The 12349-nt window shown below is 68.9% G+C and carries 9 protein-coding genes and 1 tRNA gene; 1 reads left to right on the plus strand and 9 read right to left on the minus strand.

All coding sequences use genetic code 11. The features are described 5' to 3' along the window. Positions 1-6 precede the first annotated feature (6 nt). Positions 7-1038: a DMT family transporter gene (locus tag NT132_RS02115; RefSeq protein WP_297784091.1), complete on the minus strand. Its 1032-nt coding sequence runs from the start codon at positions 1036-1038 to the stop codon at positions 7-9. A 44-nt stretch (positions 1039-1082) separates the two neighbouring features. Here NT132_RS02115 and def point away from each other — a divergent pair, with 44 nt between their 5' ends. Continuing rightward, positions 1083-1649: a peptide deformylase gene (gene def, locus NT132_RS02120; protein ID WP_297784065.1), complete on the plus strand. Its 567-nt coding sequence runs from the start codon at positions 1083-1085 to the stop codon at positions 1647-1649. A 17-nt stretch (positions 1650-1666) separates the two neighbouring features. On the opposite strand, the gene NT132_RS02125 is transcribed toward def, so the two are convergent. The 8 genes from NT132_RS02125 to NT132_RS02160 form a co-directional block, all read right to left on the minus strand. Further along, entirely contained in the window at positions 1667-3094 is a 1428-nt protein-coding gene (locus NT132_RS02125) for a flotillin family protein (RefSeq protein WP_297784068.1), read from the minus strand. Between the two features lie 178 nt (positions 3095-3272). Continuing rightward, positions 3273-5285, minus strand: coding sequence for an ABC transporter ATP-binding protein (locus NT132_RS02130; RefSeq protein WP_297784071.1), 2013 nt, complete (start codon positions 5283-5285; stop codon positions 3273-3275). Next, on the minus strand, positions 5282-7009 hold the full coding sequence (locus tag NT132_RS02135; protein ID WP_297784074.1) for an ABC transporter ATP-binding protein: 1728 nt from the start codon (positions 7007-7009) through the stop codon (positions 5282-5284). The genes NT132_RS02130 and NT132_RS02135 overlap by 4 nt, the downstream gene beginning before the upstream one ends. Before the next feature lie 241 nt (positions 7010-7250). Next, positions 7251-7326, minus strand: a tRNA-Asn gene (locus NT132_RS02140). A gap of 63 nt (positions 7327-7389) precedes the next feature. Further along, a complete protein-coding gene (locus tag NT132_RS02145) occupies positions 7390-8151 on the minus strand; it encodes an ATP-binding cassette domain-containing protein (protein ID WP_297784077.1) in 762 nt (253 codons plus the stop codon). A gap of 33 nt (positions 8152-8184) precedes the next feature. Continuing rightward, positions 8185-10080, minus strand: a complete 1896-nt coding sequence (dnaG, locus tag NT132_RS02150; protein ID WP_297784081.1) for a DNA primase — start codon at positions 10078-10080, stop codon at positions 8185-8187. Further along, complete coding sequence (locus tag NT132_RS02155; protein ID WP_297784084.1) at positions 10080-11435, minus strand: deoxyguanosinetriphosphate triphosphohydrolase; 1356 nt, start codon at positions 11433-11435, stop codon at positions 10080-10082. The genes dnaG and NT132_RS02155 overlap by 1 nt, the downstream gene beginning before the upstream one ends. Then, positions 11428-12349 (minus strand): tRNA-dihydrouridine synthase (locus NT132_RS02160; RefSeq protein WP_297784087.1); only part of this gene is annotated, 922 nt, incomplete at its 5' end. The genes NT132_RS02155 and NT132_RS02160, both read right to left, overlap by 8 nt.

Here is a 12349-nt window from a genome sequence, read left to right on the forward strand (position 1 = left end):
ACGAGCCTAGCGGTCCGGCTGATCTCCCGCGGGGTCCGCGGAGCCGGCGGAATCGTCCTCCTCCGCATCCGAGCGCCCGCGGGTGATACCGAGCTCCTGGCTCTCGCTGAGCACCTGCGGGTGGAACAAAGCGAGCGTGATGACGCCCCACACCGCGAGCGCGCCCGCAAGGACGAAGACGATGAAGCCCCAGAACGGGACGCCCGCGCCCTCGCCGAGGACCAGGAGTCCGATCAGGACCGCGACCATGGGGTCGACCACAGTGAGGCCGGCGATGGCGAGGTCGGGCGGGCCCGACGAGTATGCGGTCTGCACGAAGTAGGCACCGAGCACGGTGCCCGCGACCAGCGCGACCACGCAGATCAGGGTGAGCCAGTCGACCTCACCGCTCTGCAGCCGCTTGATGACGGTCTTGGCGAGAGTGGCGACGAAGCCGTAGATCACGCCGGCGGCAAGCACGTAGAACAGCGCGCGCACATGCTTGCGTCGCACCATCAGCCACAGCACAATCAGCGCGGCAGCCACGACCACCAACACGATGAGCACAGTCAGCACCTGACCGGTCCCGATCGGCTGTTCCGTACCGAAGAGAGCCGCGACGGTCACGAACAGCAGGATGCCGCCCACGCAGGCGATGATCGCGCGAATCGATCGCCCGGTCGGCGAGTGGCCGGTGACCCGGGCATTCAGAAGCGTGGTGATGACGAGGGAGATCGCGCCGAGTGGCTGTACCACGATCAGCGGCGCGACACTCAGAGCGCCCAGCTGACACACGATTGCCAGCGCGAGCATGAGCGTGCCCGCAACCCACGAGGGCCGGGTGAGCAGCCGTCCGAGCTGGGCGAGAGAAAGGCCGCCGGAACCGTCCTGTCCGCTGAGGTGCTCGACCTTCGTGACGCCCCGGTGCTGGTACTGCGCCCCGAACGACATGAAGACTGCACCCGCGAGGGCCAGCGGGATGCCGAGCAGCAATCCGGGGTTGTCGAAGACGCCGATCAGCTGATCGCTGACGTCACCGATACTCGAGGGCACCCACATCACCCCTCGACACTAACGGGCGAGACCCTCGATAGGCTTGAGGCGTGGCCGTACTCCCGATTCGCATCATGGGCGACCCCGTCCTTCACTCCCCCGCATCCCCCGTCGCCGAGGTCACGGACGAGATCCGCACCCTTGTCGCCGACATGTTCGAGACCATGGATGCGGCGCCCGGCGTCGGTCTTGCCGCCCCCCAGGTGGGTGTCGGACTGCGGATCTACACCTACACGTATCAGGACGACGACGGCGCCCCCTGGCGCGGGGTGATCATCAACCCGGAACTGTGGATGACTCCACCGGTGCCGGGCGACCCGGACGAGGACGACGAGTCCGAAGGATGCCTGTCGTTCCCCGGCGAGCGGTTCCCGCTCCGCCGATCCGACCGGGTGATCGTCACCGGAACCGATCTCGAGGGCGAGGCCGTCCGGATCCAGGTGGACGGCTGGCGCGCGCGCATCATGCAGCACGAGTTCGACCATCTCGACGGCATCCTCTACGTCGACCGCCTGGGCGACAACGACTGGAAGACCGCGCAGAAGATCGCGAAGAAGCGCGGCTGGAACCGCCCCGGCGCCTCCTGGATGCCGGGAGTCGACGACCTAGACGCCTGACCCGGGCTCCGCCCGGCCTACTCGGCAGGTGCCGGAGCCTCGGATCCCGCGGCGGGAACGACGCTCTCCGCGGCGCGCGACCCGGCGACCGGAGACGAGGCCGTCTGCAGGCCGTCCGCGATGGACTGACCCACGACGCGGCCCTGAATGATCTCACCGAGGTCGAGGCCGGTCGCTGCGCGAACTGCCTCGAACGTCGCGCGAAGCCCCGTCGCGGATTCGGCGGCGAGGTGACCGCTCGCCCCCTCGCCGCCGAGGACGGTGATGGACCCGACCTTGTCGTAGCCCTTGGCGAACTCGGTCATCATCGGCACGAGAGCCTCCAGGGCCCGCTGCGCGAGCAGCGCCTGCTGGTTGTGTGAGAGCGCCTCCGCCTCCGCGGTGATGGCTGCGGCACGGGCGTCACCGGCGAGCCGGATGGCATCCGCATCCGCCTGCGCCCGAACCCGGGTGGCGACGGCGTCCTGCTCCGCGATCTCGGCCTGCGCCTGCGCCGCCTTGACCTTGGCGTAGGCGTCCGCGTCTGCGTTGCGCTGCCGCTCGTACAGGTTCGCGTCGGCGACCCGCTTGATGTCGGAATCGAGACGCGCCTGGGTGTTGTCGGCCTCCTGCATGAGCACCGCCTGCTGGCGCTCGGCGCGGGCGAGCGCCTCCGCCTGCTCGGCCTCGGCGTTCGCGCGTCCGACCTCGGCCTTCGCCGCGGCGGAGTTCTTGTCGAGCGCGGTCTGCTCGATGAGGTTCGCCTCGTCGGTGGAGATCTGGCGGCGCCGGATCTCGCGGATGGCGTCGATCTTGGCGACCTCGGCCTCGCGCTTGACGCGCTCCACCTCGGTGGCACCGAGCGCCGCGATATAGCCGTTCTGGTCGGTGATCCCCTGGATCTGGAACGAGTCGAGGATGAGCCCCTGACTGGAGAGATCGGTCTTGATGCCCTCGGCGATCTGGTCGCTCAGCCGCTGCCGGTCGCGCATGAGCTCCTCGACCGTGAGCGTCGCGACCACGCCGCGAAGCGATCCCTCCAGCTGCTCGGTGGTGAACTGCTCGATCGCCTTGTCCTGCGAGGCGAAGCGCTCCGCAGCCCGGCGCACCGACTCCGGGTCGGACCCGATCTTCACCAGTGCCACACCGCTGACGTTGACCGTCACGCCGTTGGCCGACTGCGCGGTCGGCTCCATCTTGATCTGGCGGGCCCGCAGCGAGATCATCTCGCCGCGCTGCGTGAGCGGGTTGACGATCGCGCCACCACCGGTGATGACGGTGATGCGGGACGAGGTCTGACCGTCGGTGCTCTTCTGGCGCTTACCGACGATGACCAGGGCTTCGTCGGCCTTCGCGACGCGGTACCAGGCGCGGATCAGGATCAGGACGATGACCAGGACGACGACCAGCACGATCGCGATGACGACCACCAGCAGTCCGATGGCTCCGAGGGCGGCGATCTCCATTGTTCCTCCAGGTGGCGGGATGTCCCCCGAGCCTAGTGACCAGACCTCACGTGCACGACGTTATCCACGGGACCGCACCCACCAAAAGGTGAAGACCAGGGGTGGAAGCCCTGGCCTTCGGTGAGAGCCGCGCAGATGACGCGGACATCTCGGTGTTCATTCTACACGGCGCGGGCCGTCACTCCCCCGGCGGGACCGCCTCTGTGGCCGGCGCCGCATCCTCGAACTGCGCCCGGTAGAGCCGCCAGTAGGCGCCCTCCGCGGCGATGAGTTCGTCGTGCGTGCCCTTCTCCACGATGCTGCCGTGCTCCATCACGAGGATGAGGTCGGCGTCCCGGATGGTCGAGAGCCGGTGCGCGATGACGAACGAGGTGCGTCCCTGCCGCAGCGCCGCCATGGCGTGCTGCAGTAGCAGTTCGGTTCGGGTGTCGACGGAAGAGGTCGCCTCGTCGAGGATGAGCACGGACGGCTGCGCGACGAAGGCACGCGCGATCGTGATGAGCTGCTTCTCGCCCGCTGAGACGTTCGACGCCTCCTCGTCGAGGACCGTGTCGTAGCCGTCGGGCAGCGAGTGCACGAAGCGGTCGACCCGGGTCGCGGTCGCGGCCGCCACGATCTCCTCATCAGTCGCCGACTCGCGGCCGTAGCGGATGTTCTCCCGGATGGTGCCGGCGAACAGCCACGGGTCCTGCAGGACCATGCCGGTGCGGGAGCGCACATCGTCACGGGTGAGGGCGCCGATGTCTTGCCCGTCGAGGAGGATGCGGCCGCCGTCGAGCTCGTAGAACCTCATGATCAGGTTCACCAGCGTCGTCTTCCCCGCGCCGGTCGGCCCGACGATCGCGACGGTCTGTCCCGGCTCGACGGTGAAGGACAGGTCGGTGATGAGCGGGTGCTCCGGTGCGTAGGAGAACGCGACGTTCTCGAACTCGATGACACCGGGGCCGTCGACGAGGGCCGGGGCGTCCGCCGCATCCGGTTCCTGCTCCTGCGCATCGAGCAACTCGAACACGCGCTCGGCCGACGCCGTGCCGGACTGGATGACCGCGGCCATGCCCCCCAGCTGCGACAGCGGCTGGGTGAACTGCTGCGAATACTGGATGAACGCCTGCACGTCGCCGAGCCGCAGGGTGCCGCCCGCGACCATGAGGCCGCCGAGCACGGCGATGCCGACGTAGGTGAGGTTCCCGACGAACATCATGCCGGGCATGATGATCCCGGACAGGAACTGGGCCTTGAATGCGGCCTGGTACAGCTCCTCGTTCTCGACCTGGAACTTCTCCCGCGAGTCGGCCTCGCGGCCGAAGACCTTCACCAGCGCGTGCCCCGAGAAGGACTCCTCCACCCGCGCATTGAGCCGCCCGACCTTGCGCCACTGGATGCCGAAGGCCTTCTGCGACCGGGGTCCGATGACGCCGAAGATGACGGCCATGAGTGGAAGGGAGATGAGTGCGACGATCGCCAGCTGCCACGAGATCGAGAACATCATGATGAGCACGCCGACGACCGTGAGCACGGAGGTGACGACGCCCGAGAGCGACTGCTGCATCGTCTGCGTGATGTTGTCGATGTCGTTGGTGACGCGGGAGATCAGCTCGCCCCGCTGCACGCGGTCGAAGTACGACAGCGGCAGCCGGTTGATCTTCGTCTCGACCGATTCCCGCAGCCGCCACATGGTGCGCACCATGATCACGTTGATGACGTAGCCCTGGATCCAGCTGAGGAACGACGAGGCGATGTAGATCGCGAGCGCTGCCATGATCACGAGCCGGAGCGCGTCGAAGTCGACGCCTGCGCCGACGGAGAACCCGTCCATCGCGGCGATGATGTTCGCCATGTCGGTCTGGCCGGCGCTCCGGAGGGCTTCGACGACCGTGGCCTGCGAGGTGCCGGCGGGGAAGGACCCCGCCAGCGCGCTGGAGGCGACGCCCTCGAAGACGATGTTCGTCGCCTCGCCGAGCACCTTCGGCGCGATCACGGCGAGCACCACGCCGAGGGCACCGAGGAACGAGACGAAGATGAAGGCGACCGCGTGCGGGCGGAGCAGCCCGATCATCCGGCCGAAACTCTTGCCGAAATCGGACGCCTTGCCGGGCGCGACGCTGTCCCAATCCCCCGAGTTCCGTCGTGCCTCTTCGGCGAGTTCGAGTTCGAGGCGCTCCTCCTCGGTGAGGCTGTCGGGGGTGCTCACGCGTCCACCCCCAGCTGCGATTCGACGATCTCGCGATACGTCTCACTGGTCTCGAGCAGCTCGTCGTGGGTGCCGACCGCGACCATCCGGCCGTCCTCGAGCACGACGATCCGGTCGGCGTCGGTGATCGTGGACACGCGCTGGGCGACGACGATCTTGGTGACGTCGGGCAGTTCCCGCCACAACGCCTGCCTCAGCCTCGCGTCGGTCGCCAGGTCGAGCGCGGAGAACGAATCGTCGAACACGAGCACATCCGGCCGGTGCACGATCGCCCGCGCGATCGCGAGCCGCTGCCGCTGGCCGCCGGACACGTTGGTGCCGCCCTGCGCGATGCGCGCATCGAGCTGCCCCTCCATCTCCTCGACGAAGTCGCGCCCCTGGGCGATCTCCAGGGCGTGCCACAGCTCGTCATCGGTCGCCTCCTCGCGGCCGAAGCGGAGGTTGGAGGCGACCGTGCCGGAGAACAGGAACGGACGCTGCGGCACCAGCCCGATGCCCGCCCACAGGCGGTCGAGGTCGGCTTCGCGCACATCCACCCCGCCGACCCGCACCGCGCCGCCGGTGACGTCGAACAGCCGTGGGATGAGGGAGATGAGGGTCGTCTTGCCCGACCCGGTCGATCCGACGATCGCCACCGTCTCGCCGCGGCGCGCCTCGAACGTGATGCCGTGCAGCACCGGCTGGTCGGCGCCGGGATAGGTGAATTCCGCATCCGCGAAGGCGACTGTCCCGGGCGCCGGGAACTGGGTCACCGGATGTTCCGCTGGCACCAGGGTGGACTCGCTCGCGAGCACCTCCTCGATGCGCTCCGCGGACACCGCGGCGCGCGGGATCATGATCGTCATGAAGCTCGCCATGAGCACACCCATGAGGATCTGAGCCACGTACTGCATGAACGCGAAGAGGGTGCCGATCTCGACGTTGCCCGCATCCACCTGGATCCCGCCGAACCAGATGACGCCGACGATCGTGACGTCGAGGACGAGCATGGCGACGGGGAACAGCAGCACGAACAGCGAGCCGACCTTGCGGCCGACCACCATGATGTCGGTGTTCGCGACACCGAACCGCTCCTCCTCGATGCGTTCACGGACGAACGCGCGGACGACCCGCACACCCGTGAGTTGCTCGCGCATGACCCGGTTCACCGCATCCAGCTTCTGCTGGAAGGTCCGGAAAAGGGGCACCATGCGGCTGATGATGACGAGCACGAACACGAGCAGCAGCGGCACGGCAACACCGATCAGCCAGCTGAGTCCGACATCCTGCTGCAATGCCATGATGACGCCGCCGATCGCGAGGAGCGGGGCAGTCACGAGCATGGTGGCGCCCGTCATTGCGAGCATCTGCACCTGCTGCACGTCGTTCGTGTTGCGGGTGATGAGAGAGCCTGGGCCGAACCGCGACACCTCCCGTTCGGAGAATCCGCTGACCTTCTCGTACACGTCGCGGCGGATATCGCGGCCGGCCGCCATCGCGGCGCGGGCGGCGAAGTAGGTCGCAATGATCGACGCCACGATCTGACCCAGCGAGATGCCCAGCATGACGACGCCGGTGGACCAGATGTAGGCGGTGTCGCCGCGCGCGACGCCCTGGTCGATGATGTCCGCGTTCAGCCGCGGCAAGTACAGTGACGCGACTGCCGCGACGACCTGGAATACCAGGACGACCAGCAGGAGCCACCGGTACGGCGCGAGAAAGCGGAGCAGAAGTTTGCCGAGCACGAGGTCTCCAAGGGGGTCGGACTGCGGGGTCGCTGTCGTCCTCCGCAGGCTCGACACAGTATCCGCCACTTCCGACATCGGGGACAGACCCGCCGGCAGCGATGCTGCGCCGCATGTCGCCAATTCGGCAGAACATGTCCCACTTTCTGCCGTTCTGAGACGCTCAAAGCGACAGAAAGTGGGACATGCTGCGACCCGCTGCGAAATGGCAGAAGCCCCGCACGGGGCGGGGCTTCTGGGGTGGCTCCCCGGCTTGGACTCGAACCAAGAACCTATCGGTTAACAGCCGATTGCTCTGCCAATTGAGCTACCGAGGATCAGCTGCCCCCTCGCGAGGACAACCCGTCCATATTAGCAAACCCCGAGGGGTGCTCACGACATCAGGGCGCGACCGCCGTGTCGCCGAGGAAGCCTCTCGCGGCGGAACTGCCGTGCCCGTAGGCGAGCGTGTGCCCCGCCTTCAGCACGAGCACATCGGCGTTGAACGCATCAGCCGCCTCGACGTCATTGGTCACGAGCATGAGCGACGCGCCGGCGGCCCGGCGACGCCCCAGCGCCTCCCCCACGACCCGTCGCGCCTCCACGTCCAGGTTCGCGAGGATCTCGTCGCCCACGATGAGACGCGGGTCGAGCATGAGCGCCCGCGCGATCGCGACCCGCTGCCGCATCCCGGCACTGAGCTCGTACGGGAACTTCGCCGCGAGGCCGAGCGGCAGTGCCAGTTCGTCGAGCAGGGATGCCACCCGCAGCGCGACCGCACGCCCGTTCGGGCGGCGCACCCGTCCGGTGAACGGCTCGCCGATGATCTCACCGACCGTGAGACGCGGCGGCAGTGTCGCACCGTCGGCCTGACCGACGTATCCGGCGTACACGCCGAGACCACGGAGCTTCCGGCCCTTCCGGCGGAGCGAGGTGCCCTCGACGAACGCCTCGCCGCCGTCGACGTGCACGCCCTCGGGCGCCCGTCCAGCGAGCACCGCGGCCAGCGTCGACTTGCCGGAGCCCGTCGCGCCACCGACGATCAGGGCGGAGCGCCGAGGCAGCACGAACGTCACCCCGTCAACGAGGCGCCGCCCGGAGTGGTCGGCGATGGACAGATCGCTGCACGAGATACTGACGGTCGTCGCGGTGTCGGCACTCATGAAGCCATCCTGCCTGTCGGAACCGGCGTGACGCTACGCGTCGCCGACGAGCAGCTGCCGCTGCGCGTCGATCTCGCGCAGCTGGACCCGTACCGCGCGTCCCTCTTCGGAGTCGGCGGGCACGCGCTGGATGGCGCCGAGCAGCTCGCGTTTTGTGCGGTCGAGCGCGCGCAACCGGATGTTGTGGGCGAGCTCCTGCGTGGTGGTGACGGCGAGGGCGTCGTTGCTCGCCGGGAAAGCCGCCGTCAGCAACTCGGCGGCGAGGGTCCGGTACGGCTCGCGCACCGCCTGCACCGCGGCCACGGCCCAGCCGGGCAGCGTGTGGTCGGGCACGGCGGCGATGGTGGATCGAATCGCCTCGAGGGCGGGGTGCCGGAAGGTCTCGTCGAGCGCTGCTCGCAGGTCGGCCTGGTCGATCCGGTGCCCGTACTGCAGGAATCCCTGGATCGCATCGCGTTCCAGGCTGACCTCGGGCGTGCGCGGCAGCGACGCCATGGTCACGGCAACCATGGACGGACCCTGGTCGCCGGGATCGGATGCGGTGGACTCGCTGCTGTCGCGGCGGGCACCGTCACGGGTCGGAGTCGCACCCTCCGCGGGCCGGCGCATCGCGCGCCCCACTTCCCGGCGCACCTGACCCAGCTCTTCACCGAGGCGGCGGGAGAGGAGGTGCTCGTACCCGTGGCGGAGTCCTTCGTCGCGCATGTCGGCAAGCAGCGGCGCCGTCGACTGCAGGCCGCGCAGGCGTCCCTCGACGGTGCCGAGGTCAACACCCGACAGGCGCTGATCGATCATGAACTCGAACATCGGGGCCTTCGCCTCGATCATGCTGACGACCGCCTGGTCGCCCTTCTTCAGTCGCAGATCGCACGGGTCGAGACCGTCCGGCCCCACGGCGACGAAGCTCGTCGCGTTGAGGTTCCGCGCCTCGGTGAAGGCCCGCACCGCGGCCTTCTGACCCGCCGCATCCGGATCGAAGGTGAAGACGATCTCGGCCGACGCGTTCTCCCCCAGGATGCGGCGGAGCACCGAGATGTGGTCGGCGCCGAACGAGGTGCCACAGGTGGCGACGGCGGTCGTGATGCCGGCGAGGTGGCAGGCCATCACATCGGTGTACCCCTCGACGACCACGACCCGGGGCGGGTCGCCGCGGCCGATGTCACGCTTGGCGAGGTCGAGCCCGTAGAGCACCTGCGCCTTCTTGTAGATGGGGGTCTCGGGCGTGTTGAGGTACTTGGGCCCACCGTCGTCCTCGAAGAGCTTGCGGGCGCCGAACCCGATGACCTGCCCGGTGACGTCGCGGATGGGCCACACCACACGGCCGCGGAACCGGTCGTAGACGCCCCGCTGTCCCTGTGAGAGCAGGCCCGCCGTGATCAGCTCGTCCCGCGTGAAGCCCTTCGCGGTGAGTGCATCGAGAAGGCTCGACCATCCCTTCGGCGCGAAGCCCACGCCGAAGTGGGCGGCCGCCCCGGCGTCGAAGCCGCGCTCGCCGAGGAACCGCCGGCCGGGCTCCGCCTCGGGGGTCATGAGCTGCGCACGGTAGAACTCGGCCGCCGCGCCGTTCGCCTCGTACAGCCGCGCCCGGCCGGAGGTCTCGCGCTCGCGCGGCGCGCCGCCACCCTCTTCCATGTGCAGAGTCAGGCCGACGCGGGCGGCGAGACGCTCGACCGCCTCGGTGAACGAGAGGTGGTCCATCCGCTGCAGGAACGTGTAGACGTCGCCCGACTCGCCGCAGCCGAAGCAGTGGTAGAAGCCGACCTGTGGGCGCACGTGGAAGCTGGGGCTGCGCTCGTCGTGGAACGGGCACAGGCCCTTCAGCGAACCCACGCCGGCAGACTTGAGCGCGACGCGCTCCCCGATGACATCGGCGATGTTGGTGCGGGCCTTCACCTCGTCGACGTCTGCCTGAACGATGCGGCCGGCCATCAGAGCCCCTCGAGCGGTTCGGGCAGCGCGTACGAGGACGAATGGATGCTGCGCCCCCCGGGCACCCAGATGCCGAGTGTCGTGAGGTCGACGTCGCCGACGAGGCGACTGTGCCAGGAGATGGCGAAGCGGTCGGTGAGACTCGCGACCTGGTCGACGACGACGCGGCGGCGTGCCGCATCCGTCTCGGCCCGCGCGAAGTCCTCGGCGTGCAGGGTATCGAGGTTCTCCGGCGCATCCCAGAGGGCGGTGGCGAGGTGCTTGAGCAGCCGCCGCTGCTCCTTGTACAGGGTCTTTCGTCCCTCGATCGACACCACGAACGCGCCGATGGTGCCCTTGAGCACGGCCATCTCGGCTTCGATCACGCGCGGCACGACCACGTGGGCACGATAACGGGTCAGGACCGGGCCGGCATACGCCTCGCGAGTGGCCGAGGTCGCGGCGCGGGCGAAGCGGCCGATGAGGTCGGAGGTGAGGTTCTTCAGCCGGGCCATCGCGGCACGGCTGCCGTCGAAGGAGTCGATCCATTCCGGAAGGCGCATGAGCCGGAACAGCGCATCCTCGAGTTCCTCACGGGTGAAGTCGTAGCCGACCCAGGTCTGGATGGCCGACAGGATCGACTCGTGCTCGCGGGTGTCGCTGAGTCGCCGCGGGTCGAGGTAGCCGTTGATGATGGCGTCCTCGAAGTCGTGCACCGAATAGGCGATGTCATCGGAGAGGTCCATGACCTCGGCCTCGATGCAGCGCACCCGGCCCGGCGCTCCCTCTCGCATCCACCGGAACACGTCCGCGTCCTCGGCGTAGACGCCGTACTTCAGCCGTCCACCCGGGTCGGGCACCGGGTGATCGGCGGTCCACGGGTACTTGCAGGTCGCGTCGAGGCTCGCCCGGGTGAGGTTCAGTCCGTGACTGCGGCCGCTGTCGTCCAGGATCTTCGGTTCGAGCCGGCTGAGGATGCGGAGCGTCTGCGCGTTGCCCTCGAAGCCGCCGATGTCCTCGGCCCAGTCGTTGAGGGCCCGCTCACCGTTGTGACCGAAGGGCGGGTGACCGAGGTCGTGGCTGAGGCAGGCGGTGTCGACGACGTCGGGCGAGAGGTTCAGCGCGGTCGCGAGTTCACGGCCGACCTGCGCCACTTCAAGGGAGTGGGTCAGGCGGTTACGCGCGAAATCGGCCGGACTCGCGGGACTGAGGACCTGGGTCTTCGCGGCGAGGCGACGAAGGGCTGCGGAGTGCAGCACGCGCGCGCGGTCGCGGGCGAAGTCGTCACGCTGCGAACGATGCTGCTCGGGGGCGAACCGTTCTGCGGCGGCGGTGTCGTAGCCGTCGGCGCGGATCGCGCCGGGTGAATCAACCACCACTGGTATCGAGCTCCGCTTCCGCCAGCTGCGTCGACTGGTCCTGGTCCATCTCGCGGCTGTCGAGCCAGCCTTCCGGCAGCGCCGGCCGCTTGGGCGTGCCGGCACGTCCGCGCTGCCCCTCGGCCGCCGCACCCGGGTAAGGCGCGTCGAGCTCGAGCGTGGCGAGGAGCTCGTCGATCTCGGCCAGGGTCGAGACCGTCGCGAGCCGCGCGCGCGTGTCGCCACCGACCGGGTAGCCCTTGAAGTACCACGCCACGTGCTTGCGGATGTCGCGGCACCCGCGGCCCTCGTCCTCGAAGAATTCCACGAGGAGTTCCGCGTGGCGCTTGAACGCGTCGGCGACGAACCCGAGGGTGGCATCCACCGGCTCCCCCGCGTTCGGGTCGCCGAGCGCCCGGGCGAGGTCGCCGAACAACCACGGCCGGCCGAGGCAGCCGCGACCGACCACGACACCGTCACAGCCGGTCTCCGCCATCATGCGGACAGCGTCCTCGGCAGACCAGATGTCGCCGTTGCCGAGCACCGGGATGTCGGTCACCGCCTGCTTGAGCGCGGCGATGGCGCTCCAGTCGGCCTGGCCGGAATAGAACTGGGATGCGGTACGGCCGTGCAGCGCGATCGCCGCGGCGCCCGCATCCTGCGCCCGACGTCCCGCGTCGAGGAAGGTGAGGTGGTCGTCGTCAATGCCCTTGCGCATCTTCACCGTCACCGGGATGTCGCCGGCCCCCGCCACCGCGGCACGCACGATCTGCTCGAACAGGTCGGTCTTCCACGGCAGCGCCGCCCCGCCGCCTTTCCGGGTGACCTTGGGCACCGGGCACCCGAAGTTCAGGTCGATGTGGTCGGCTCGGTCCTCGTCGGCCAACAGCTTCGCCGCGTTGCCGATGGTGACCGGGTCGACGCCGTACAGC

It is taken from the genome of Microbacterium sp. (genome assembly GCF_026393345.1).
Lineage (GTDB): Bacteria > Actinomycetota > Actinomycetes > Actinomycetales > Microbacteriaceae > Microbacterium.